25 protein-coding genes are annotated in these 23,780 nt (G+C 68.7%); 15 read left to right on the top strand and 10 right to left on the bottom strand.

Annotated features, from left to right (window positions below):
- Positions 1-3 precede the first annotated feature (3 nt).
- The 5 genes from kdgD (at position 4) to mmuM (ending at position 4,993) form a co-directional block, all read left to right on the top strand.
- Positions 4-930: a 5-dehydro-4-deoxyglucarate dehydratase gene (kdgD, locus tag AB0J62_RS30090; protein ID WP_363878074.1), complete on the top strand. Its 927-nt coding sequence runs from the start codon at positions 4-6 to the stop codon at positions 928-930.
- Complete coding sequence (locus AB0J62_RS30095) at positions 927-2,249, top strand: enolase C-terminal domain-like protein (RefSeq protein WP_363878076.1); 1,323 nt, start codon at positions 927-929, stop codon at positions 2,247-2,249. The genes kdgD and AB0J62_RS30095 overlap by 4 nt, the downstream gene beginning before the upstream one ends.
- Complete coding sequence (locus tag AB0J62_RS30100) at positions 2,250-3,074, top strand: M55 family metallopeptidase (RefSeq protein WP_363878078.1); 825 nt, start codon at positions 2,250-2,252, stop codon at positions 3,072-3,074.
- A 124-nt stretch (positions 3,075-3,198) separates the two neighbouring features.
- Positions 3,199-4,125: an FAD-dependent oxidoreductase gene (locus tag AB0J62_RS30105; protein WP_363878080.1), complete on the top strand. Its 927-nt coding sequence runs from the start codon at positions 3,199-3,201 to the stop codon at positions 4,123-4,125.
- Positions 4,109-4,993 carry a homocysteine S-methyltransferase gene (mmuM, locus tag AB0J62_RS30110; protein WP_363878082.1) on the top strand — a complete coding sequence of 295 codons (885 nt, stop codon included), beginning with the start codon at positions 4,109-4,111 and terminating at the stop codon, positions 4,991-4,993. Before AB0J62_RS30105 ends, mmuM begins: the two co-directional genes overlap by 17 nt.
- Here mmuM and AB0J62_RS30115 read toward each other — a convergent pair.
- Positions 4,961-6,334, bottom strand: coding sequence for a PLP-dependent aminotransferase family protein (locus tag AB0J62_RS30115; protein ID WP_363878085.1), 1,374 nt, complete (start codon positions 6,332-6,334; stop codon positions 4,961-4,963). The genes mmuM and AB0J62_RS30115 overlap by 33 nt on opposite strands.
- 107 nt (positions 6,335-6,441) lie before the next feature.
- Positions 6,442-7,452: an NAD(P)-dependent alcohol dehydrogenase gene (locus AB0J62_RS30120; protein ID WP_363878087.1), complete on the bottom strand. Its 1,011-nt coding sequence runs from the start codon at positions 7,450-7,452 to the stop codon at positions 6,442-6,444.
- A 107-nt stretch (positions 7,453-7,559) separates the two neighbouring features.
- Here AB0J62_RS30120 and AB0J62_RS30125 point away from each other — a divergent pair, with 107 nt between their 5' ends.
- On the top strand, positions 7,560-8,243 hold the full coding sequence (locus AB0J62_RS30125) for a TetR/AcrR family transcriptional regulator (protein WP_363878089.1): 684 nt from the start codon (positions 7,560-7,562) through the stop codon (positions 8,241-8,243).
- Positions 8,244-8,353: 110 nt separating this feature from the next.
- Here AB0J62_RS30125 and AB0J62_RS30130 read toward each other — a convergent pair whose 3' ends face one another.
- Positions 8,354-8,596 carry a hypothetical protein gene (locus AB0J62_RS30130; RefSeq protein ID WP_363878092.1) on the bottom strand — a complete coding sequence of 81 codons (243 nt, stop codon included), beginning with the start codon at positions 8,594-8,596 and terminating at the stop codon, positions 8,354-8,356.
- Between AB0J62_RS30130 and AB0J62_RS30135 the strand changes: the two genes are divergently transcribed.
- Both AB0J62_RS30135 and AB0J62_RS30140 read left to right on the top strand, forming a co-directional pair.
- Positions 8,595-9,056: a carboxymuconolactone decarboxylase family protein gene (locus tag AB0J62_RS30135; RefSeq protein ID WP_363878094.1), complete on the top strand. Its 462-nt coding sequence runs from the start codon at positions 8,595-8,597 to the stop codon at positions 9,054-9,056. The genes AB0J62_RS30130 and AB0J62_RS30135 overlap by 2 nt on opposite strands.
- Before the next feature lie 13 nt (positions 9,057-9,069).
- Positions 9,070-9,783, top strand: a complete 714-nt coding sequence (locus AB0J62_RS30140) for an isocitrate lyase/phosphoenolpyruvate mutase family protein (protein WP_363878096.1) — start codon at positions 9,070-9,072, stop codon at positions 9,781-9,783.
- A gap of 4 nt (positions 9,784-9,787) precedes the next feature.
- Here the strand turns inward: AB0J62_RS30140 and AB0J62_RS30145 are convergent, their stop codons facing one another.
- Entirely contained in the window at positions 9,788-11,659 is a 1,872-nt protein-coding gene (locus tag AB0J62_RS30145) for a hypothetical protein (protein WP_363878099.1), read from the bottom strand.
- An 80-nt stretch (positions 11,660-11,739) separates the two neighbouring features.
- Between AB0J62_RS30145 and AB0J62_RS30150 the strand changes: the two genes are divergently transcribed.
- Positions 11,740-12,228 (top strand): pyridoxamine 5'-phosphate oxidase family protein, encoded by a 489-nt coding sequence (locus AB0J62_RS30150; protein ID WP_363878101.1) that lies wholly within the window; start codon positions 11,740-11,742, stop codon positions 12,226-12,228.
- A gap of 213 nt (positions 12,229-12,441) precedes the next feature.
- Positions 12,442-12,792, top strand: coding sequence for a DUF488 family protein (locus AB0J62_RS30155; RefSeq protein WP_363878103.1), 351 nt, complete (start codon positions 12,442-12,444; stop codon positions 12,790-12,792).
- A gap of 8 nt (positions 12,793-12,800) precedes the next feature.
- On the opposite strand, the gene AB0J62_RS30160 is transcribed toward AB0J62_RS30155, so the two are convergent.
- The 5 genes from AB0J62_RS30160 to AB0J62_RS30180 all read right to left on the bottom strand — a co-directional run bounded on the left by AB0J62_RS30160 (position 12,801) and on the right by AB0J62_RS30180 (position 17,828).
- Positions 12,801-13,604 carry a family 1 encapsulin nanocompartment shell protein gene (locus AB0J62_RS30160; protein WP_363878105.1) on the bottom strand — a complete coding sequence of 268 codons (804 nt, stop codon included), beginning with the start codon at positions 13,602-13,604 and terminating at the stop codon, positions 12,801-12,803.
- Positions 13,601-14,614, bottom strand: coding sequence for a Dyp-type peroxidase (locus AB0J62_RS30165; RefSeq protein WP_363878108.1), 1,014 nt, complete (start codon positions 14,612-14,614; stop codon positions 13,601-13,603). Before AB0J62_RS30165 ends, AB0J62_RS30160 begins: the two co-directional genes overlap by 4 nt.
- The gene (locus AB0J62_RS30170) at positions 14,602-15,414 is read right to left on the bottom strand and encodes an aldo/keto reductase (RefSeq protein ID WP_363878110.1); all 813 of its coding nucleotides are present in this window, start codon (positions 15,412-15,414) and stop codon (positions 14,602-14,604) included. The genes AB0J62_RS30165 and AB0J62_RS30170 overlap by 13 nt, the downstream gene beginning before the upstream one ends.
- Before the next feature lie 29 nt (positions 15,415-15,443).
- Positions 15,444-17,420, bottom strand: a complete 1,977-nt coding sequence (locus tag AB0J62_RS30175; protein ID WP_363878112.1) for a protein meaA — start codon at positions 17,418-17,420, stop codon at positions 15,444-15,446.
- A gap of 75 nt (positions 17,421-17,495) precedes the next feature.
- Positions 17,496-17,828 (bottom strand): STAS domain-containing protein, encoded by a 333-nt coding sequence (locus tag AB0J62_RS30180; RefSeq protein ID WP_134111336.1) that lies wholly within the window; start codon positions 17,826-17,828, stop codon positions 17,496-17,498.
- A gap of 196 nt (positions 17,829-18,024) precedes the next feature.
- On the opposite strand from AB0J62_RS30180, the gene AB0J62_RS30185 reads away from it, so the two are divergent.
- The 4 genes from AB0J62_RS30185 to sppA all read left to right on the top strand — a co-directional run bounded on the left by AB0J62_RS30185 (position 18,025) and on the right by sppA (position 21,836).
- A complete protein-coding gene (locus AB0J62_RS30185; RefSeq protein WP_363878115.1) occupies positions 18,025-18,357 on the top strand; it encodes a hypothetical protein in 333 nt (110 codons plus the stop codon).
- A gap of 75 nt (positions 18,358-18,432) precedes the next feature.
- Complete coding sequence (locus AB0J62_RS30190; protein WP_363878117.1) at positions 18,433-19,032, top strand: RNA polymerase sigma factor; 600 nt, start codon at positions 18,433-18,435, stop codon at positions 19,030-19,032.
- Positions 19,029-20,153, top strand: a complete 1,125-nt coding sequence (locus AB0J62_RS30195; protein ID WP_363878119.1) for a CU044_5270 family protein — start codon at positions 19,029-19,031, stop codon at positions 20,151-20,153. Before AB0J62_RS30190 ends, AB0J62_RS30195 begins: the two co-directional genes overlap by 4 nt.
- Before the next feature lie 30 nt (positions 20,154-20,183).
- Complete coding sequence (gene sppA, locus AB0J62_RS30200) at positions 20,184-21,836, top strand: signal peptide peptidase SppA (protein WP_363878121.1); 1,653 nt, start codon at positions 20,184-20,186, stop codon at positions 21,834-21,836.
- On the opposite strand, the gene AB0J62_RS30205 is transcribed toward sppA, so the two are convergent.
- Positions 21,833-22,411 (bottom strand): cob(I)yrinic acid a,c-diamide adenosyltransferase, encoded by a 579-nt coding sequence (locus tag AB0J62_RS30205; RefSeq protein WP_363878123.1) that lies wholly within the window; start codon positions 22,409-22,411, stop codon positions 21,833-21,835. The two genes, sppA and AB0J62_RS30205, sit on opposite strands and share 4 nt — an antisense overlap.
- Positions 22,412-22,460: 49 nt before the next feature.
- On the opposite strand from AB0J62_RS30205, the gene murA reads away from it, so the two are divergent.
- Complete coding sequence (murA, locus tag AB0J62_RS30210) at positions 22,461-23,747, top strand: UDP-N-acetylglucosamine 1-carboxyvinyltransferase (protein WP_363878125.1); 1,287 nt, start codon at positions 22,461-22,463, stop codon at positions 23,745-23,747.
- Positions 23,748-23,780 lie beyond the last annotated feature (33 nt).

Genomic DNA, 23,780 nt, shown 5'->3' on the forward strand with positions numbered 1-23,780 from the left:
AGCGTGCCCCATAACTCCTCCCGCTACTCCCCCGGTGAACTCGCCGCGCAACTGAAGACCGGGCTGCTCTCGTTCCCCGTGACGCATTTCCATCCGGATCTGACCTTCAACGAGGCCGGGTACCGCCAGCACCTGTCCTGGCTGAGCCAGTACGACGTCGCGGGTTTGTTCGCCGCGGGCGGTACCGGCGAGGGCTTCTCGCTGACCACAGCCGAGATCGACACCGTCGTACGAGCTGCTGTGTCCGAGGTGAACGGCCGGGTGCCGGTGATCGCGCCGGCTACCGGCGGTACGGCGACTGCGATCGCCGGAGCGCAGGCCGCCGAGGCTGCCGGGGCGGACGGGATCCTGCTACTTCCGCCGTACCTGACGGAGGCGGGGCAGGCCGGTCTGATCGAGCACGTGTCGGCGGTATGCCGAAGCACGAGCCTCGGCGTGACCGTGTACAGCCGAGCGAACGCGATCCTGAACGACGCGTCGGTCGCCGCGCTCACGGAGCGGAATCCGAATCTGGTCTGCCTCAAGGACGGCGTCGGCAACATCGAGATGATGACGCGGACGTACGCGCGAGTGGGCGAGCGGCTCACGTACATCGGTGGACTGCCGACGGCCGAGACGTTCGCGCTGCCGCTGCTGCAGCTCGGGTACAGCACATACTCGTCGGCCATCTTCAACTTCGTGCCCGAGTTCGCGCTCGGGTTCTATGCGGACGTGGTCGCCCAGGACCGTACTTCGGTATACCAAAAGCTCAACGAGTTCGTGCTGCCGTACCTGGACCTCCGCGACCGGACGAAGGGGTATGCCGTGTCGATCGTGAAGGCCGGCGTGAACGCGATCGGGCGGTCCGCCGGGCCGGTGCGACCGCCGTTGCAGGATCTGACCGACGACGAGTTCGCGCAGCTGACCGAGTTGATCGGGAAGGTCAAATGACTCCGACTGTCACGTCTGTCGAGGTCGTGCCGGTGGCCGGCCACGACAGCATGCTGCTCAACCTGAGCGGTGCACACGGGCCGTTCTTCACCCGCAACGTGGTGATCGTGACCGACAGCTCGGGCAACACGGGACTCGGCGAAGTGCCTGGCGGCGAGAAGATCGCATCCACCATCCGCGACGCGACGCCCCTCCTGGTCGGTCACCAGCTCAGCCACCATCGAAGCTTGCTCCGCTCGATCTCCACCACCTTCGCGGGCCGGGACAGCGGAGGCCGCGGGTTGCAGACCTTCGACCTGCGGACGACGGTTCACGCGGTCACCGGGATCGAATCGGCGCTGCTGGATCTGCTCGGCCAGCACCTTGGTATACCAGTCGCCGAATTGCTCGGCGACGGGCAGCAACGCACCGCGGTTCCGGTCCTGGGCTATCTGTTCTACGTAGGTGATACAACGCAGACCGACCTGCCCTACCGGACGGACGACGGCGACGACGACAAGTGGACGCAACTGAGGCGGCGCCCGGCACTCACCCAAGACGACGTCGTTGCCTTGGCTGAAGCAGCTCAGGAGCGGTATGGGTTCGCGGACTTCAAGTTGAAGGGCGGCGTCTTCGACGCGCACGTCGAGATCGACGCGGCCCGCGCGCTGCACGAACGATTCCCCGCTGCGCGGATCACGGTGGACCCCAACGGCGCCTGGTCGCTCCGCGAAGCTATCGCGGTCTGCTCGGGGCTGGACGACGTACTCGCGTATGTCGAGGACCCGTGCGGGGCCGAGCCTGGGTTCTCCGGGCGGGAGACGATGGCCGAGTTCAGGCGGTCTACCGGACTGCGTACGGCGACCAACATGATCGCGACCGACTGGCGCGAACTGGCACACGCGATCCGGATCGACGCGGTCGACATCCCCCTGGCCGACCCGCACTTCTGGACGATGGCCGGATCGGTACGGGTCGCGCAGCTCTGCAACGACTTCGGGCTGACCTGGGGTTCGCACTCGAACAACCACTTCGACATCTCGCTGGCGATGTTCACGCAGGTCGCCGCGGCCGCTCCCGGCGACATCACGGCGCTCGACACGCACTGGATCTGGCAGGACGGTCAGGCCCTCACCAAGGAACCGCTGCAGATCGCACGCGGCGAGATCGCCGTACCAACGCGCCCCGGTCTCGGCGTCGAGCTCGACCGCGATGCATTGGACGCCGCGCACGAGCTGTACCTCCAGCACGGACTCGGTGCACGCAACGACGCGATCGCGATGCAGTACCTGATCGAGGACTGGACCTTCGACCCGAAACGGCCCTGTATGGTGCGCTAGATGAGGGTCTTCTTGTCAACGGACATGGAGGGTACGGCGGGCGTCGTCGACTGGAGTCAGTGTCGGGGGCCGGGCCAGGAGTACGAGTACTACCGGGGTCAACTCCAGGCGGAGGTCAACGCGGCGATCGACGGCGCGATGGCCGCGGGCGGCACGGAGTTCCTGGTCAACGACTCGCACTCGACCATGCAGAACCTGCGTCCCGACGAGCTGCACGGCCGCGCGAGCTACCTGTCCGGGAAGCACAAGCCGCTCTACATGATGGAGGGCCTCGACGATTCGTACGACGCGGCGTTCTTCGTCTCCTACCACGGGTCGGCCGGGTCGACGGGTTCCGTGCTGCACCACACGTACAACCCGCGCGCGATCGCCGAAGTACGCCTCAACGGCTCGATCACGGGTGAGGCGGGCATCAACGCGCTGGTGGCCCTCGCGCACGGTGTCCCCGTCGTACTGATCTCGGGTGACCGGGTGACGATCGACGAGGCGCAGCCGTTCTGCCCGGACATCGAGTCGGTCGTCGTCAAGGACTCGATCTCGCACAACGCCGCCCGATCCGTGCATCCGGAGCTTGCCCGCGAGCTGATCCACGACGGCGCCCGGCGCGCGCTGGCGCGGCTGAGCGACATCCGACCGCCGAGCATCGCACTGCCGGCCGAGCTGACCGTTCGTTTCCACAGCCGGGCGTTCGCCGAGCTGGCCTGCGCACTACGCAACGTCGAACGCCGCGAGGACAAGGTTGTTGCTCTGCGCAACGACGACCCGTTGCAGCTGTACAAGACCTTCATCGCCACCGTGCTCCTGAGCCGCGGGGTCAGCGAGTAACCGGGCCTGGCGGCCCGTGTTCGACCTCGAGGTCAGCAGCAAGCCGGCTTTGGTCCGCGTCGACGCGATGACGATCGTCAGGCGCACCCTGGCGTGATCACGGAGTGTGGGGAACACTGTGTGAATGCGCGTGATCGTGGTCGGGGCGGGCGTGATCGGGCTGAGCTGTGCCATCCGGCTCGCCGAGGGCGGGTACGACGTGGCGGTGTTCGCCCGCGACCTGCCGTTGGAGACGACGTCGTCCGTGGCGGCCGCGATCTGGTATCCGTACCTGTCGGCCCCGGAGGACCGGGTGGCCGGCTGGTCGCGGACGTCGTACGAGGAGTTCGCGAAGCTGGCGGAGATCGAGCCGTCGGTCCAGCTGCGGCACGGGCGCGAGTTCCTGACCGACCGTACGCCGGATCCGCGGTGGGCCGACGTACTGCCTGATCTGACCCGGCTGGGGTCGCCGCCGGCGGGATTCGTGGACGGGTGGTCGTTCACGGCGCCCGTGATCGACATGCCGGCGTACCTGCCGGCGTTGGTGAAGCGACTCGAGCAGGCGGGCGGGACGCTGACGCGGGCGGCGCTGTCCGCGTTGCCGACCGGGGCCGATCTGGTCGTGAACTGCACCGGGCTCGGGGCGCGACTGACGGCGGGCGATCCGACGGTGACGCCGGTCCGCGGTCAGGTGATGACGGTCGAGCCGTGCGGGCTGACCGAATGGCTGCTTGCGGATCGGTCGCCGACCGAGCTGACGTACGTGGTACCGCGTGAGCACGACGTGGTTGTCGGTGGGACCAGCCAGCCGGGCGACTGGACCATGGCCGTGGATCCTGCGACGAGCTCGGCGATTCTGGAGCGGGCCGCGGAGCTCGTTCCTCAACTCCGCAAGGCGAAGATCATCCGGCAGCGGGTCGGTCTGCGTCCTGCTCGGCCGACGATCCGGTGCGAGCTCGTGCGTACGCGGACCGGTGAGCCGGTGATCCACTGCTACGGACACGGCGGCTCCGGCGTGACGCTGTCGTGGGGCTGCGCCGACGAGGTCTTCGAGCTTGTCCAAGGCCTCTGACCGGTTGGTCATCCTCGACGGCGGCCTGTCGAATGCTCTCGAGGACCGCGGGCACGACCTGTCCGACGCTCTGTGGTCCGCGCGGCTGCTGAGGGACGATCCGGCGGAGATCGCGGCGGTCCATCGCGCGTACTACGAGGCCGGAGCGATGGTCGCGACGACGGCGAGTTACCAGGCGAGCGTGATCGGCTTCGAACGGGCCGGCGTCGAGTGCGCCGAGGCGGAGCGGCTCATCGCGAGCAGCGTGCGGATCGCGCGGGAGGTGCGCGACGAGTTCCCCGGCCGGCTGGTCGCCGGGTCCGTCGGTCCGTACGGCGCGATGCTCGCGGACGGCTCGGAGTACCGAGGCAACTACGGCGTTTCGGTTGCTGTCCTCCGGGACTTCCACGGACCGCGCCTCGAGCTGCTGATGGACGCAGGCCCCGACCTGCTCGCCATCGAAACAATCCCGGACACCCAGGAAGCCGAGGTCCTCGTCGGATTGCTGTCCGAGCTCGACTTCCCCGCCTGGTTCTCCTACTCGATCGCCGGCACCCACACCCGAGCCGGCCAACCACTAGCCGACGCTTTCACCATCCCGGCCATTGACCAGGTGGTTGCCATAGGCATCAACTGCTGCACCCCCACCGACGTACTGCCCGCCATCCGAACTGCAGTAACCACGACCGGCAAACCCGCCATCGCCTATCCCAACCGCGGCGAGTCGTGGGACCCGGTCGCACGAACCTGGGTCGGCGACGGCACAGCCCCAGCAACCTTCGCCCGCACCTGGGCAGCAGCCGGAGCAACCTACATCGGCGGCTGCTGCCGCGTAGGCCCAACCGACATCCGCGAGCTACACACCAAGTACCTGGCAGAGGAGGTCTAGGGAGCCGGGGTAGGCGTGGTCGGGTGGGGTGCCGTAGCCGACTATTACTGCTTGGCGGGTGGCGGGGGTTGGGTTGAAGTGGTAGGTGGAGAGGCTGGCCAGGCCGAGGCCTTGGCGGGCGGCTCGGGCGACGATGTCTTCGGCGTCGCCTGGGACGTCCAGGAGGACGTGCAGGCCGGCGGAGATGCCGGCTACCTGGACGTCGGGGGCGCGGACGGCCAGGAGTTCTACCAGGCGGTCGCGGCGGCGGCGGTAGTGCAGGCGGGAGCGGCGTACGTGGCGGTCATAGTGGCCGGAGGCAATGAACTCGGCCAGGATCAACTGCTCGAGCGTCCCGGTCTGGTAGTCGGCGGTGCGCTTCGCGGCGACGACCGGCTCGATCAGGCGCTGCGGCAGCACCATCCACGCCAGTCGCAGACCCGGCGCGAGGCTCTTGCTCGCCGTACCGGTGTAGACGACCCGTTCCGGATCGAGCGCCTGCAACGCCCCCACCGACTGGCGGTCGTACCGGAACTCGCCGTCGTAGTCGTCCTCGATCACCACCGCCCCGGTCTCCCGCGCCCACTCGACAGCAGCAGTACGACGCTCCGGCGCGAGCGGCACGCCCGTCGGCATCTGGTGCGCCGGGGTGAGCAGCACGCCCTGCCCGGCGAGCTGTGACGTCTGCGCACCGAGCTCGTCCACCGGCACAGCCACCGCGGAAAGTCCGCGTGCCCGGATGACGTCCCGATGCAGCCCGTACCCGAACTCCTCGACCGCGATCGTCGTACCGCCGAGGTTCTTGATCGCCTCGCCCAGCAGGCTCACCGCCTGCACGTACCCCGAGCAGATCAGCATCCGCTCGGGATCCGCCCGTACGCCGCGCGCACGGGCGAGGTAGTCCGCGAGCACCCGCCGCAGCTCGAGCCCGCCGCGCGGATCCCCCAGCCCGAACGACTCGTTCGGCGCCAAGGTCAACGCCTTCCGGGCCGCCGCCAGCCACTCCGTCCGCGGGAACGTCGCAAGATCCGGCGCCCCGGGCCTCAGGTCGTACCGAAACGACCGCTCCTCCGGCAGCGCGACAGCCGGCATCGACGGTACGGCGGCCCGGTTGGCAACGACCGTCCCGGATCCCTGCCGCGCAGTCAGCCAGCCTTCGGCCACCAGCTGCCCGTACGCGTCCGCGACCGTGTTCCGCGCGATCCCGAGATCCTTCGCCAGCGACCGCGACGACGGCAACCGCGTCCCGGCCGGCAACCGCCCGGTCCGGATCGACTCGTGCAAGGCCTGCACGAGCTCATTGCGCCCCCGCGCCGCGGCGAGGTCCAGGTGCAGGTCGGCCCCCGCCTCGGAATCCTCCATGGAACCGGACCTTATCCCGCCGGCTGCGTTACTTGACCTCGGCTCGCATCACCATCCGGAGCCCGGCGAGGAGCCGCCGTACCGCTTCGAGAGTCCGTCGACGGTGATCATGCGGACATGCCGGTGATCGCGAGCTTGCCGCGGACCTTGCCGGTGGTCAGGTGGTGCATGGCGTCCGGGACCTGGTCGAGGCGATAGGTGCGGTCGAGGTTCGGGGTGACCTCGCCGGCCTCGATGAGGGCGGTGAGGCGTCCGAGTTCGCTGCCGCGCACCTTGCCGACGACGAAGGTCAGCCGTTGCCGTACGAACAGCGACAGAGCCAGCGCGCGGAACTGCCGGTTCATCCCGCCGCTCGGACCGCGGCCGTCCTCGCCACCGGTGATGACGACCGTACCGGTCGGCGTCAGCGCGCGCCGCAGCCTCGAGAGCGTGGGGTTGCCGGCGATGTCGATGATCAGGTCGTAGCGATCGCCGGTCGCGGCGAAGTCGTCGCGGGTGTAGTCGAGGACATGATCGGCGCCCAGCGCACGGACCAGATCGAGCTTGGAGGTGCCGGCCACGCCGGTGACTTCCGCTCCGAAGGCCTTGGCCAGTTGTACGGCGAAGCTGCCGACGCCACCCGAGGCGCCGATGACGAGGACGTGCTGCCCGGCCTCGATCCGGCCGGCGGTCAACGCGTTCAGGGCGGTCGACGCCGAGGTCGGGACCACCGCGGCCTCCTCGAAGGCGAGGTCGGCGGGCTTGTGGGCGAGCTTGTCCTCCCGGGCGACCGCGTATTCGGCGAACGAACCGGGCGCCTCGCCGTACACCTCGTCGCCGACGGCGAACCTGGTGACCCCGGAGCCGACGGCCTCGACCGTGCCGGCGACATCTCGTCCGGGTACGGGGTTGCGTGGGCCGCGGAATCCGAAGGCGAGCCTGAGGAGGTACGGCGTACCCGTCATCAGATGCCAGGTCCCGCGGTCGAGGCCGGCGGCGTGCACGCGGACGAGTACCTCGGTTGCTACCGGTTCGGGGCGGGCGATCTGCCTGAGCTGCAGGACGTCGGCATCGCCGTACCTGTCCTGCACGATCGCTCGCATGGTGGTCGTGGTGATGGTCGTGGTCGTACGGGCCATGGTGTTCCCCCTGGTGTGCTGGATGTCGGAGCCCCCAGCGCCGGTGACGTTTCGTACTAAGTACGGTGACGGTATCGTACTTTGTACGAAACTGCTATGGTCCGGGGGTGGAGAAGTCTGCTGGTGATACCTCGCAGGGTCGCCGGCGGTTGACCCGGGAGCGGGTGCTGGCGGCCGCCGTCGGGGTGGCCGACGCCGGCGGGATCGGAGCTCTCACGATCCGCTCGCTGGCCCAGGAGCTCGGGGCGAAACCGATGTCGGTCTACTACCACGTCGCCAACAAGGACGCGATCCTCGACGGCATCGTCGATGTGGTCTTCAGCGAGATCGAACTGCCGTCGCCCGGCGGCGACTGGCGCTCGGAGCTGCGCCGGCGCGCCGCGTCGGCCCGGCAGGTGCTGCGGCGGCATCGCTGGGCGATCGGCCTGATGGAATCCCGGACCACCCCGGGCCCGGCAACGCTGCGCCATCACGACGCGGTGATCGCGACGCTCCGGGCGGCCGGTTTCTCGCTGGAGATGACGGCCCATGCCTATGCCCTGATCGACAGCTACACCTACGGATTCGCACTCCAGGAAGCCGGGCTCCCCTTCGAAGGGCGCGACACCGTGGCGCCGGTCGCGGACTCGATCATGGAGCGGTTCGCCGCGGGCGACTATCCGCATCTCGTCGAGATGGCCACCGGCTACTACTTCAAGACCAGCTACGACTTCGCCGACGAATTCGACTTCGGCCTCAACCTGATCCTCAACGGCCTGAGCAACTCGCTTCACGCAGGTAACGACAGCTAGCGCTTTCCGGTGTGAAGCGGCGTACTGTGGTGGTAGCTCCGGAACGACGACATCCCACCTCGTGGTGCAGCCAAACCGGCCCTCCCGTGAGGGAACGTCATGTCCGATCATCACAGCACGCCCGAGAACCCTGCCCCCGTCACGCCGCCGTCGCCTGTCGACGAGTTGATGAAGCCGCTGACGAAGCGGGCGCCGCGTACGCCGTTCCGCAGCGCCTGGACCCAGCTGCGCAATCTCGTCCGGCGCGACAGGGCCTGAACCACGCCGTCCTCGCCGTCGACTGGATTGGCCCAGGGATCGTCCGCGGAAGTGGACCACGTACCTGGGCCGATCCGGTCATAACGTGGAGGCATGAGTTCAACGACGCGGCGAGTGAAGCTCGCCAACCTTGCACCCGACTTCTACCAGGCCCTGATCGAGGTCGACAAGGTGTCCGACACCGGGCTGGACCCGAAGCTGGCGCACCTGGTCCGGATCCGGGCCTCGCAGATCAACGGCTGCGCGTACTGCACCGACATGCACTCGCTGGACCTGATGGAGTTCGGCCCCGACCAGCAGCAGCGGATCGCGCTGCTCCCGGTCTGGCGCGAGGCGCAGAAGTTCTACACCGAGCAGGAGAAGGCGGCGCTCCAGCTGACCGAGGCGATCACGCTGATCAGCGTCGACCACGTGCCGGACGACGTGTACGAGATCGCGGCCGCGGCCTTCGACGAGAAGGACCTGGCCCGGCTGATCGCGCTGATCATCACGATCAACATGTGGACCCGGGTCGGCGTGACCGGGAAGATGGAGCCCGGCCACTACAAGCCGTGAGGTCGCACCCCTGATGACGCAGACAGCAGAGTTGTTCAGAGCACTGCACCACGGCGGCACTCCCCTCATCCTTCCGAACGCGTGGGATCCGGTGAGCGCCCGGCTGATCGCCGAGGCCGGCTTCCCCGCTGTTGCCACCAGCAGCGGGGCGGTCGCCCGCGTCCTCGGGTACGACGACGGGCAGCTGACCCCGCCGGCGACCATGTTCGACGCGGTCGCCAAGATCGTCCGCGCGGTCGACGTACCCGTCACGGCTGACATGGAGGCGGGGTACGGCCTGCCGGCGAAGGAGTTCGCGGAGCGGCTGCTCGAGACCGGAGCGGTCGGTTGCAACCTGGAGGACTCGCTCGACGGCGAGCTTGTCGAGGTGGCGAAGCAGGCCGATTACCTGGCCGAGGTACGCGCCGCCGCGGGAGCCGAGCTGGTGATCAACGCCCGGGTGGACACCTTCGTGCGACGCGTCGACGATCCAGTCGCCGAGGCAGTACGCCGGGGCCGCGAGTACCGCCGTGCCGGAGTCGACTGCGTCTACCCGATCCTCGCGCCGGTGGACCAGCTCGCCGAGGTCGTCGAGGGCGTTGGCGGACCGATCAACGCGCACGCTTCGCCGGGTGGACCGACGCCGTCGGAGCTTGCGGCACTCGGCGCGACCCGGATCTCGTACGGCACGAGCTTGCACGCCTACCTGATGACCAAGTTGCAGGAACTCCTGCCGACGTTGGGCTAAGCGCTTAGCGGCTGAGTAGGCGCAAGGCGTAGACCAGGGCCCAGTCCTGGTCGTTGGCGAGGGGGTCGGCGATGTGCGCGGGCTGGCCGTTGACGCAGCTCGGGTAGACGAACGCGCAGGTCGCCGATCCGTCCGCGCTGAAGCTGACCAGGTTCGCGCGGAGGATGGCGTCTTCGGCGGCGTCGAGCCAGGCGGCCTGCTCGGGCGTCACGAGCTCGCGCGGCCAGGCGGCGTACACGACCGCGCTGAGCGCCGACCAGTAGTGCGGGAAGACGTCGCCCCACAACCGCAGCCGGCCGAACCAGTAGCCGTCCCAGTGCCGGATCGGAACATGCCGCAGCCGCACGTCGGGCTGGTCGGCGGCGAACGCGGTCAGCCAGGGCAGGCGGCGGGTCAGCTCGGCGCCGTCGATCTCGTCCGGCGCGATTTGGTATGCCGAAACGAGCAGCTCGAGGAGCGGGGCAACCATCGACTGCTCGTAGTTGACCTCGTGCGGGGGCAGCTCGTCGCCGTACCCGATGAAGGTTTTGGTATGCCGGATCAGGTGCTCGCGGAGACCGAGCTCGCTGAGCAACGGGCCGAGGTCGAACGCGAGGAAGTGGTCGCCGCCGAGTTCGTAGTACCGGTTGAGGATGCGGGTCGCGCCGGCACGGTCGCCCTGGCCGAGCAGGAAACGCGCGAACCACGGGAAGTTGTACAGGCGTACGGCGCTCTGGTGGACGCTGTCGTCCTGGATCGTGCCGGCGTCATCGAGCAGGTACTCGCGGACGAACTGCTCGTAGCCGTTGAGCGCCTCGTCCAACTCGGCGCGATCGCCCCAATCGCGGTCGCGGACCTCCTGCAGGAGAAGGGCCATCCCGACTCGTTCACGCGCATCCGACCAGTCTCGCCACGCACCGGACAGGACGGTCAGCCCGCTGTCGTTGTCGTACGGCACGAAGGCGTACTTGCGATTGCCATCCAGCTCGGGGCGACGTTGGTGGTCGAGGATGAAGCGGACGCGGCGTTCAGCGATCTGCTGGAGCGGTTCGTGGAAGAGGACGGCGATCCGGGATCTGCCGTCGACTGACTCGACGTACGTCAGGCCGGGCTCGGTAGCGGCGATCTCGCGGCCGTCGTGGAGCTGGATCGGCTCGGCGACCTCAGCTGCCAGCCGGTCGGCTCCGATGAGTGGTTGACGGTCCGCGTGGAAGGCAGGCAGATCGGTATACCAACCGATCTGCCAGGTCCACCGGTACGAGGCGCCAGGCTCGAACGTGATGGTCTGCTGGCCTCCCATCGCATGGGGTGCGCGGGCGTGGTCGGTGACGTGGAGGTAGATGTGCCCGCGGATGTTGCTGCTGGTGCCAGGCTCGCGGGACTCGACGGAGTAGGCCCAGAGCTCGCCTTCCTTCAACTGCAGACCGAGCCCGGGTCCGCTGCCGTCCATCGGCACCGCCCAGACCCACGCGTCCGCGCCACCCGTCCAGACATGGGCGTGCACAGCACCCGTGAGGCTCTCGCGGCTGGACGTGTAGACGTCGCGGTACGGCGTGCTGATCGCGAGGGAGCCGATCTCGATGGGCTCGGTGCTCGTGTTCCGGAGCTCGTACGTCTCGGTCCAGTGCTCGCCGAACCGGCGGCCGACCCGGAGCTCCAGCTCACCGAACCGGTACAGCAGGTCGATGCCGCTGCTCCGCCACCGGGTGAACGCGGGGCTGTCGAAACGGTATGCCGCCCGGTCGGTGATCACGAATCCCTTGCCCCAGGCATGCAGGCTGTCGTGCACCGCTCCCTCGTCCAGCAGCACCGCACGGCCGTCCGGGTGCACGATCTGCGCCACTGCACCGTCGTCGAACAGCTGGACACGTCCTGGACCGAAGTCAAAACTTTCCACGATTCGCCAACCTATCGATGTCGAGAAGCACGGGACGGCTCCGTCCCCCTGATGAGAACCCACTCAGATCGGAGACCGAGATGAACCAGCAGCAGATCGCCGAGATCCTCGCCAAGCCGTACGCCCAGCAGCTCCTCAACGGCTCCGAGCCGGCGCGTTTCGCCTACGACGGCTTGGACGGCGACCCGCGCGTCATCCCGATCGGCTTCTGGGTCGAGGGCGAGCAGATCCTGGTCGCCACCGTGCCCAAGTCCGCCAAGGTCGCGGCGCTCCGCAAGAACCCGAAGGTCGCGCTGACCATCGACACCGGCGCCTTCCCGCCCAAGGTCCTGCTGATCCGCGGCACCGCCTCGGTGGAACTGGTCCAGGGCGTCCCGGAGGGCTACCTGACCGCCGGCCACAAGGTGATGACCGACGAGCAGTACCCGGACTGGGCCGCCGGCGTCCAGAGCCTGTACGACGAGATGGCCGTCATCACGATCACTCCGACCTGGGCCAAGCTGCTCGACTTCGAGACCACGATCCCGAAGGCCGTCGAGGACCTGATCAAGGAGAAGACCGCCGGCTGATCACGGCCTGAGCCGCGCTCTGTCGGCACGGTACGGCATGCTGGGGTGGTGGTGACATCACCACGTTCGTCAGCGCCGTCCTGCTGGTCCTGATGGTCGCCGTCCTCGGCCTCTGGACGCCGCGACTCCTCCGCGATGGCCGCGACCACACCGGCGACCACAGCACCCCAACGAACTACCGTGGCTTCCTAAGTTTCCTCTGGAGGAGGGCTGATGGCGGTAAGGGTTCGGCGGGTGTACGACCCGGTGGAGGACGACGGCGGGCAGCGGGTGCTCGTCGATCGGCTGTGGCCGCGCGGGCTCAGCCGGTCGAAGGCGCGGATCGACGACTGGTGCAAGGACGTTGCCCCGTCCACCGAACTGCGCGAGTGGTACGGGCACGACCCGAGCCGGTACGACGAGTTCGCGCGCCGGTACCGCACCGAGCTCGACGATCCGGTCCGTGCTGCCGCCCTCGGCCAACTGCGCGAGCTCGCCGGGAACGGCACGCTGACGCTGCTGACCGCGACAAAGGACTTCTCGATCAGCCAGGCAGCCGTCCTCGCCGAGCTCCTCGACTCCTGAGAACGGAATCAGCCGCGCAACACGACGCTGGACTCCGACGTCAGCGCGAGGAACGTCAGCGACTCCTGCAGGTACAGCTCGACGGTGTCGGCGTCGTGGGACAGGTAGCCGATCGACAGGTCCTGGCCGAGGTGCAGCTCGTAGTCACCACCGCGCGTCGACACCAGCAGGGCGCCTTCGAGAGCCGGCGCCCAGATGATCTCGCCGTCGCCGACGAGCCGGGCCAGGTGATCGCGGATCGGGTAGCCGTGGTCGGTCGTCTCGGCGACCGCGGTGTACAGGTCGGCGGACAGCAACAGGCTGTACGGCCCGTCCACCCCGGCGAGTCGCAGGACGCGCAGCGCCTGGGCGACGGAGTCGGGCAGATCCTTCGTCTCGGACGGCAACGCGAGGACGTCGTTCGAGCTGCTCGGCGCGAGACCCTCGATCCCGGCGGCGCCGGAGCCGTGGAAGACCAGGTGGTCCTCGGCGTACGCGATCTGCTTCGCGGCGTCCTTGACCGGCTGCCAATCGGAGTCCTTCGCGCCGCGCTCCACGTCGTCGACGGCCTGCCGGGTGACGGTGAACGGTACGCGCAGCTCGATGATCGGCTGGGACAGCCGCCGGTGCGCGATCACGCCGTCGCCCGGCGCCACGACCGATTCGAGGTGGCCGGTGCCGACCGAGGACAGCTCCGGTCCGGACGGACCGACCAGGTCGACCACCCGGCGGCCGGCGATGTCGCGGGTGAAGGTACGGCGAGCCTCCTCCTCGATCTCGCCCCAGGCGGCGTCCGAGACCGGGGCCAGCTCGCGGTGCAGGTTGTTCGTCATGTGCGACTCCTTCTGAGGCTGCCGATTCCGAGCGATCCGTCCGCAGGGTTCCCAGCAGTTCTGGCGGGCGTGGTCGCGGCGGGCGCCGGCGACGGGTCTTCGAGGAACTCCGCGGTCGGCACGAAGAACAGACTGCCGGTGACCGCGGTCGAGAAGTCAAGGATCCGGTCGTGATTCCCGGGTGGCTCACCGACGAACATCCGGTGCAGCATCCGTTCGATCACGTCCGGCGTGGCGGCGTACCCGATGAAATACGTGCCGAACTCGGCCGCCCCGGGCGAGCCGAAGGCCATGTTCTCTCGGACGATCTGCCGCTCGGTGCCGTCCGGGTCCACGATCGTGGTGGCGGCGACGTGCGAGTTGGCCGGCTGGTCCGCGTCGGACAGTTCGATGTCGCTGATCTTCTCCCGGCCGATCACGCGCTCCTGCTCGGCAATCGGCAGCGCCTGCCATGCGTCGAGGTCGTGCAGATACTTCTGTACGACGACATAGCTGCCGCCGGCGTACGCCGGGTCCTCGTCGCCAACCGTGATCGCCGCGACCGCCTTGGCTCCGGTCGGGTTCTCAGTGCCGTCGACGAAACCGAGCAGGTCGCGCTCGTCGAAGTACTTGAAGCCCTGTACCTCGTCGAGCACCTTCACGTGGCCGGCCAGCCGCGCCATCACCTGGCGGGCGAGCTCGAAACACAGGTCGAGGCGGCGGGCGCGGAAGTGGAACAGCAGGTCGCCGTGCGTCGCCGGCGCGCTGTGCTTCGCGCCGGACAACGCACGAAAGGGATGCAGCTCGCGTGGAGCCGGCGCACGGTACAGCCGGCTCCACGCGGACGCGCCGATGCCGACGACGCAGCTCAGCTGGTCGTTCGGCGCACGGAACCCGACGGCACGCGTGAGCCCGGCGACGTCCTCCAGCAGGGCCCGCGCGGTGTCCTCGGATCCGGGACGCACCGCGAGCACCAGGAAGACCGCCGCCTTCGCGGGCTCACGCAGTACCTCCTGGATCAGGACCACCACTTCCCGCTGCTGGACAGGGCGTCCGCGGTGCGGTTCGTGGTGTCGAGGGCGTCGAGGTCGGCCATCGCGGCGTCGTCGAGCTCGAAGTCGAAGACGTTGAAGTTCTCGACGATCCGGTCCTGGTGGACGGACTTCGGGATGACCGAGAGCCCCTTCTGGATCGCCCAACGGATCAGGACCTGCGCCGGAGTGTGACCGGTGGCCTCCGCGATCCGGGCGATGGCCGGGTCGTCGAGGTGCCGGCCGGTGCCGAGCGGGCTGTACGCCTGCGAGACGATGCCGGCCTGCTCACCGGCGGCGACTAGCGCGGCGCGGTACTCGAACGGGCTGAACTGGATCTGGTTCACGGCGGGCTGGATGTTCGCGACCTTCGAGAGCTCCTGGATCTCGTCGGCGCCGAAGTTCGAGATGCCGATGCCCTTGGTCAGCCCGGCCTCCACCGCAGCCTCCATGCCGGGCCACGCCCAGGTCGGCCCGCCCTGCGGCCAGTGGATCAGGTACAGGTCGACGTACTCCATGCCGAGTCTCTCGAGGCTCTTCTCAGCCTCGACCCGCGCGTCCTTGCCGCCGGGGTAGAACTTGGTCGTCAGGAAGATCTCTTCCCGCGGGACGCCGCTCTCGCGGATCGCCTTCCCGACACTGGCCTCGTTCCCGTACGCCTGGGCCGTGTCGATCAGCCGGTAACCGGCCTCGAGCGCCCAGGTGACAGCGCGCTCAGTCTGCGCGCCGTCGTCAACCTGCCAGACCCCCAGTCCGAACACCGGGATCTCAGTTCCATTCGAGAGCTTACGAGTCGTCACGGTCATGTACTCCTTCTACCACGCCCGCCCTACAGCTTGTTGGCGTGGCGGATTACTTGGACCACGTCGGCCATCATGCCGGTGAGGTCGTAGTCCTTCGGCGTGTAGATGGCGGCTACGCCCGCGGCGCGAAGGGACTTGGCGTCGGTGTCCGGGACGATGCCGCCGACTACTACCGGGACGTCCTCCAGGCCTGCCTCGCGGAGGCCGGCGACGACCTGCGGGACGAGCTCCATGTGGGAGCCGGACAGGATGGACAGACCCACGCAATGGACGTCCTCGGCGACGGCGGCGGCGACGATCTGTTCGGGGGTGAGGCGGATGCCTTGGTAGATGACCTCGAAGCCGACGTCGCGCGCGCGGACCGCGACCTGTTCGGCGCCGTTCGAGTGGCCGTCCAGACCCGGCTTGCCGACGAGCAGGCGGAGACGGCCGCCGAGTTCCTCCGAGGTGGCGGCGACCTTCGCGCGGACGGCGGCGATCTCGGCACCGCCTCCTGACACGCCGACCGAACCGGACACGCCTGTCGGCGCGCGATACTCGCCGTACATCTCACGGAGCACCCCGGCCCACTCCCCCGTCGTCACACCGGCGCGAGCGCACTCGAGCGTGACGGGCATGAGGTTGTCGGTGGTCTTCGCGGCCGCACGCAGTTTGCCCAACGCGACCTCGACAGCAGAGGCGTCGCGCGAGGCACGCCAGCTCTGCAAGGACGACAGCGCAGCGGACTCGGCCGCAGGGTCGACGGTCTGGATCGCGGTGTCGAGGTCGGCGGTCAGCGGTGACGGCTCGGTGTTCTCGAACTTGTTCACGCCGACCACGACCTGCTGGCCGGACTCGATCCGCTGGCGGCGTTCGGCATGCGACGCGACGAGCGCTTGCTTCAAGTACCCGCTCTCGACGGCGGCGACCGCGCCGCCCATCGCCTGCACCCGGTCGATCTCCTCGCGCGCGCCCGCGACCAGTTCGTCGACCTTCGCCTCGATCACGTGCGATCCGTCGAAGATGTCGTCGTACTCGAGCAAGTCGCTCTCATACGCCAGCACCTGCTGCATCCGCAGCGACCACTGCTGGTCCCACGGCCGCGGCAGGCCGAGCGCCTCGTTCCACGCCGGCAGCTGCACCGCCCGCGCCCGCGCGTTCTTCGACAGCGTGACCCCGAGCATCTCGAGCACGATCCGCTGCACGTTGTTCTCCGGCTGCGCCTCGGTCAGGCCGAGCGAGTTCACCTGTACGCCGTACCGCAGCCGCCGCGCCTTCGGATCCGTCACGCCGTACCGCTCAAGCGTCAGCTGATCCCACAGCTGCACGAACGCGCGCATCTTGCACGTCTCCTCGATGAACCGCACGCCGGCGTTCACGAAGAACGAGATCCGCTGGACGACGTCCCCGAACCGCTCGGCCGGCACCTGTCCGCCGTCGCGGACCCGGTCGAGTACGGCGATCGCCGTCGACAGCGCGAACGCCAGCTCCTGCACCGGCGTGGCACCCGCCTCCTGCAGGTGGTAGCTGCAGATGTTGATCGGGTTCCACTTCGGCATCTGCGCGACCGTGTACGCGATCAGGTCGGTCGTCAGCCGCAGCGACGCGTCCGGCGGGAACGCGTACGTCCCGCGCGACAGGTACTCCTTCACGATGTCGTTCTGCGTCGTACCGGTCAGCTCCTCCGGCATGGCGCCCTGCTCCTGGGCGGCGACCTGGTACAGCGCGAGCAACCACATCGCGGTCGCGTTGATCGTCATCGACGTGTTCATCTGCGCGAGCGGGATCTGGTCGAACAACGCCCGTACGTCGCCGAGATGCGCAACCGGTACGCCGACCTTGCCGACCTCACCCTTCGCCAGCGGATGATCCGCGTCGTACCCGGTCTGCGTCGGCAGATCGAACGCGACCGACAGCCCGGTCTGCCCCTTCGCCAGGTTCCGGCGGAACAACGCGTTGGACTCCGCCGCCGACGAGTGGCCCGCGTACGTGCGCATCACCCAGGGTCGATCCGAGGTCGCCATGTACCCGAGAGTAGGACTGTGTGCCCTTGTGAGTCTGCCTCTCGTGACTGGCGTCACCAGGGGCGTGGATCACACTCAGGCGCTGAGTGGTAAGGGTGTTCGCTCGACCTTGAGGACTCGGTGGAGGCGGGTTACCGCGAGGATGCGGATGACCGATGGCAGGGGGTGCCAGAGGACCAGTTGGCGGCCTAGGGATTGGGTACGGCGGTGGGTGGCGACCAGGAGGCCGAGGCCGGTCGCATCGACCGCGTCGACCTCCTCCAGGTCGACGATCACGTCGCCGTCGGAGGTGTCGATCAGGTGGTTGAGAGTTTGGCGGACGTCACCGACGGACCGCACGTCGAGGATGCCGGTCAGGTGTATGACGTTGTCGGGCTCAGCTGATGTTCTGTGGGTCGGTGCGAGCATGTCCGTGCCCTCCGCTCTTCCGGCGGCCCCCGAGTGATCGGCCGCGTGGCAGCGTCGTACTGAGTCGTACTGAGTTGTGCTGGGTGGTGCTGAGTGGTGCTGAGTAGTACTGGGTCGTGCTGGGGTGTTGATGGTACAGACTCCCCGGAGACACGGAAGGTTGCCAAGACCTCAGGATCTTTTGTTTCGCGAGACAATGGTGTCCGTGTTCGCCGAGCATTACTTCCTGTTCCCGGTGGTGGCTCTCGCCCTGGCCGGCGTGATGGTGCTGCTGTGCCGCTGGGCCTTCTCGAAGGCCAAGGGCGGCTCGCTGGTCCGGCGCGTCGACCACAGCCCGGCCGAGCGGGATGCGTTCGGCCTGCTCACCGACATCCGGACGGTGGCGAACTACAACGAGGCCCGCGTGCTCGTGTCGCGGCTCAAGGACTTCGGCATCAAGGCCACCGCTGCCCACACCAAGGACGGCTGGACCATCTACGTCTGGCCGCGCGACGAAGCCGCCGCCCGCGGGCTGCTCGACCACTCCTGAACCAGCTCGCCTGAACCAGCTCGCCTGATCCTCTCCGGCTGTCATCCGGAGAGCGCTCTCGGGCGTCCTTCCACCGTGGCTCTGACAATTCCTGCGCAGGTGGACTCTGATGCCGTACCCGCGCACGACGACGGGTGGGAGCTCGAGGCGTCGGTGCAGGAGCCGGAGCGGTTCGCGGCGATCTTCGACCGGTACTTCAGCCAGGTGCACTCGTACGTCGCCCGCCGGCTCGGGAGCGACGTCGCCGACGATCTGGCCGCCGAGACGTTCCTGATCGCGTTCCGGCAGCGTGCGCGGTTCGACCGGCGCAACGGTGTGGTGCGGGCGTGGCTGTACGGCATCGCGACCAATCTGATCCGCCGGCACCGCCGCGACGAGGTACGGGCATGGCGTGCAGCGGCGAAGCTGCCACTGCCGGTCCCGGCCGCGACACATGAGGACCGGGTCGCCGCACAAGTGACCGCGCAGGGGGCCTCTCCTGAACTGGCAGCCGCGTTGGCAAAGCTGAACGCCAAGGACCGGGAGGTCCTGTTGCTTGTGGCGCTCGGACAGCTGACGTACGACGAGGTGGCGGCGGCACTGGGGATCGCGTACGGGACGGTGTGCTCGCGGTTGTCCCGTGCACGTCGGGTAGTACGGGCGGCCGTGACGAACCCCGCGGAGGACCCGGCATGAACGAGTTCGACGTACTGCGGAAGGCGTTCCCGGAAGCGGACGGTCCGACGCCGGAGGCGACCGACGCCGCCCGGCGCCAGGTGGACGAGCTGATCCACCAGGCCAAGCCGGCCGGGTCCTTCACGAGCTTTGTGCGCGCAGGGTGGCTCGGGACGGCTGTTACCGCAGCCACTGCACTGGTGGCGGTAGTAGGGCTAGGTGGCGTGCTGGTCGTGGGGCGAGGCACGGGCGGTGGGTCGTCAATGCCGAGTGGCGCGACGACTACTACTGCGCCTCGGCTGACCGCGGCAGCAGAGGTGCTGATCGCGGCAGCGGTACGCCAGGAGGAGGACGAGAAGGTGTCCGGGAAGTACTACCGGGTGCGCAGTCTGCAGCTGAACCCGACGACGCGGGTCGGCAACCCGAAGTACACGCTGGAGCGGCGGTCGATCATCGAGAGCTGGATGCCGATGAAGCCGGGCGTGGAGTCCTGGTTCGGCTGGGTGAACCTCGGCTATCAGCTCGCGAGCCCGGCCGACGTCGCGAAGTGGCGCGCGCAGGGGTCACCGACGTCCTGGCAGCTGCCGTACGAGCGCACTCCGATCACCATGTCCGACGGAGTACCTGTGGTGAACAAGATGTCGTTCAGCGACGTCCCGCTCGGGTATTACCTGACCGGCGACAAACCGCTCAGCGCCGAACAGATCGCGGCCCTCCCCACCAAGCCGGTCCAGCTCTACCAGTACCTCGCCAACTCCGCCGGCACGACCGGGTCGGCAGCCGATCGCGAGTACGCCGTCTTCGCGGCGGCCGGCCGGCTCCTGTTCGAGATGCCCGCTCCCCCGAAGCTCCGCGGCGCCGCTCTCCGGGTGCTCGCCGCACTGCCGGGCACGCACGTCCGCACCAAGGTGAAGGACCCGCTCGGCCGCGTCGGCACCGAGGTCAGCATCACCGCCGCAGTGAACAAGCCGGGCAGCAACCGGACCAGCCTGTCCTGGAGCGGGGCGACGTACATCATCGACCCGACCACCGGTCGGCTCCTGAGCTCCACGATCGGCGGGCCGAAGCCCGGCTCGACCGTCGTCCTGGAGTCCGGCTGGACCGACGAAAGGCCGACTCCGCCGTCCGCGGCCATCCGCTGACCGGTTGGGTCCAGCGTCTAGGGTCGGTGTATGGGGACTCTGCTTGAGCTGGATCTGACCCGTGGTGTTCTCGAGACGCCGCCTGCCTCTCCGGTGGCGGCCTTCCGGGCCCGTCATCTGCCGACGCTGCGCGAGCTGGTGTCTGCCTTGCGGAAGGGCGCGCGGGACGACTCGGTCGTCGGCGTGGTCGCCCACCTGGGCGGCCATCGGCTCTCGTTGGCGCAGGTGCAGGAGCTGCGCGAGGCGGTGGCCGACTTCCGTACGTCGGGGAAGCCCGCGGTCGCCTGGACCGAATCGTTCGGGGAGTCCGGTCAGGGCACGGTGCCGTACTACCTGGCGACCGCGTTCGACGAGATCTGGCTGCAGCCGTCCGGTGACCTGGCGATCACCGGTGTGACGGTGCAGGCCGTGTTCATCCGCGATGCGCTGGACAAGGCGGGTGTGATCCCGCAGTTCGGCAAGCGGCGTGAGTACAAGACGGCGGCGGACACGTTCACCGAGAAGGAGATGACCGAGCCAGGTCGCGAGATGGCGTCGCGGCTCGCGGAGTCGGCGTACGAGCAGATCGTCGAGGGCATCGCCGTACGGCGGCGTCTGGACACCGCTCGGGTGCGAGAGCTCGTCGACACGGCACCGCTGCCCGCACAGGACGGTCTGGACGCCGGACTGGTCGATCGACTCGGCTACCGGTCCGATGTGTACGACGAGCTCGAGAAACAGCTCCAGTACGACGACCGGCTGCTGGCCGAGCGGTACATCCGGCGTGGTCCGCGCAGTCTCGAGGACCTGCGCAAGACACTTCCCTGGCCGCAGAAGCCACTGGTAGCGGTAGTCCGCGTGACCGGCGGCATCTCGGTCGGCCGCAACTCCAACAGCCCCATGGGCGGCCCAGGGTCCGGCTCCGACACCGTCGGCGCCGCACTGCGTGCCGTGGCCGAGAACGAGCACGTCAAGGCCGTCGTACTGCGAGTGGACAGCCCCGGCGGCTCGTACGTCGCCTCCGACGCGATCCGCAACGAGGTACTGCGGCTCCGCTCGACCGGACGACCTGTAATCGCGTCCATGGGCAGCGTGGCCGCGTCAGGCGGGTACTTCGTGGCGATGCCGGCCGACGTGATCGTTGCGGAGCCCGGCACGATCACCGGGTCGATCGGCGTGCTGACCGGCAAAGGCGTCGTACGCGATGCACTGGGCCGGATCGGGATCTCACGGGACGCTGTGTCCGAGGGTGCGAACGCGCAGATGTACTCCGCGCAGGAAGAGTTCACCGACGAGCAGTGGGCGCGGCTCGAGGAGACACTCGACCGCATCTACAAGGACTTCGTCGCCAAGGCCGCCCAGGACCGCGGACTGCCCGAAGAGCGGCTGGAGGCGCTTGCCCGCGGACGTGTCTGGACCGGCGCCGACGCGCACGGCCACAAGCTCGTGGACGAGCTGGGCGGGTTCCAGCACGCGCTGATGCTCGCCTGCAACCGCGCCGGTCTGGACCGCGACGAGATCGGCGTGACCGCCGTACCGCATCGGAATCTGCTCAGCCAGCTGCGCGCGGCGACCACGACCGATGATCTGGCCGTCAGCGCGGCGCCGCTGACCCTCGACGGCCTGGCCACCGGTCTCTACAGCGCACTGGGGCTCCCGCCGGCCGGAGTACTGCGGATGCCCTTCAACTGGGAGATCAGCTAGCGCTCGCCGCCCGGGACCCAGAGGACGTCGCCGCCGGAGGACAGGTTGGCGACGCGGCCGAGGATGAAGAGCAGGTCGGACAGGCGGTTCAGGTACGTGATCGCCAGCAGGTTGACGGATGGGCCGTGCGCCTCGACGGCGGCCCAGCCGGCCCGCTCGGCACGGCGTACGACCGCACGGGCGACGTTCAGGTAGGCGGCGCCCTCGGTCCCGCCGGGCAGGATGAACGAGCGGAGCTTGGTCAAACGACCGTTGTAGTCGTCGCACCAGCCTTCGAGCCGGTCGATGTAGTCCTGGGTGATCCGCAGCGGCGGGTACTCCGGGTCGGGCGAGATCGGGTTGCACAGATCGGCCCCGACGTCGAACAGGTCGTTCTGGATCCGGGTGAGCAGCACCACGATCGCGCTGTTCAGGTGGCCGGCCGCGATGGCCACACCGATCGCGGAGTTCGCCTCGTCCACCTCGCCGTACGCCGCCAGGCGCGGATCCGTCTTCGAGGTCGTGGAATTGTCGCCCAGGCGGGTCTCGCCGGCGTCACCGGTGCGCGTGTAGATCCGCGTCAAGTTCACAGCCATGCCAGGACTCTACGCAAAGCCCGACTCGGTCAAACGCTACAGTCGACCGGTGGAACGGTTTCGGATCGCAGGTGAGGCACGGCTCGACGGCACTGTCGAGGTGGCCGGGGCGAAGAACAGTGTGCTCAAGCTGATGGCGGCTGCGCTGCTGGCGGAGGGTACGACGACGCTGCGGCAGGTGCCGGGGATCCTGGACGTCACATTCATGGCCCAACTGCTGGACACCCTCGGGTGCTCGGTGAAGGTCGACCCGGACGGCCGGCTCGCGACGATCGCGGTGCCGGCGACGGTCAAGCACCAGTGCGACTACGACCTGGTGCGCAAGCTGCGCGCGTCGATCTCGGTGCTCGGCCCGCTGCTGGGCCGCTGCGGTCAGGCGGAGGTCGCGCTGCCGGGCGGCGACAACATCGGCTCCCGCGGGCTGAACATGCACGTCGCCGGCCTGGAGTCGATGGGCGCGAAGGTCCATATCGAGCACGGTTTCGTCATCGCCGAGGCGCCGCAGGGGCTGCACGGCGCCGAGGTGTGGCTGGACTTCCCGAGCGTCGGCGCGACCGAGACGATCATGATGGCGGCGGTGCTCGCGAAGGGCACGACGATCATCGAGAACGCCGCCCGCGAGCCGGAGATCCAGGACATCGCCCAGATGCTCGTCGAGATGGGCGCCCAGATCGACGGCGCCGGCTCACCGCGGATCGAGATCACCGGCGTCGACGGGCTGCTGAACCCGGTCGACCACACCGTCGTACCGGACCGGATCGTGTCCGGGAGCTGGGCGTTCGCGGCCGCCATCACCAAGGGTGACATCACGATCGCGAACGGCCACGCGGAGCACCTGGAGCTGCCGCTCGACAAGCTGCACCGGGCCGGCGCCGAGATCACCGCGCTGAACCCGGGCTTCCGGGTCCGGATGCACGACCGGCCGAAGCCGGTGGATGTGGTCACGCTGCCGTACCCCGGGTTTGCCACAGACCTGCAGGCGTTCGTGATCGCGCTGAACGCGTTGAGCGACGGCGCGGCGATGGTCACCGAGAACCTGTTCGAGGGCCGGTTCACGTTCGCGCAGGAGCTGACGCGGCTGGGCGCTCAGATCCAGACCGACGGGCATCACGCGGTGGTCCGCGGCGTACCGCGGCTGTCCGGTGCGCCTGTGGTCGCCTCTGACATCCGAGCGGGCGCCGCGCTGGTGCTCGCCGGCCTTGCGGCCGAGGGCGAGACCTTGGTGTCCGCCGCACACCACGTGCACCGCGGCTACACCGACTTCGCGGGCAACCTCCGCCGCCTCGGCGCCGACGTCGTGGTCGAGCCCGACGACGCGGAAATGTACTGGAACTGACCCGACCGCCGGCGGGTTGTTTGCCGCTGGCGC

The organism is Kribbella sp. NPDC049584 (assembly GCF_040675555.1).
Lineage (GTDB): Bacteria > Actinomycetota > Actinomycetes > Propionibacteriales > Kribbellaceae > Kribbella.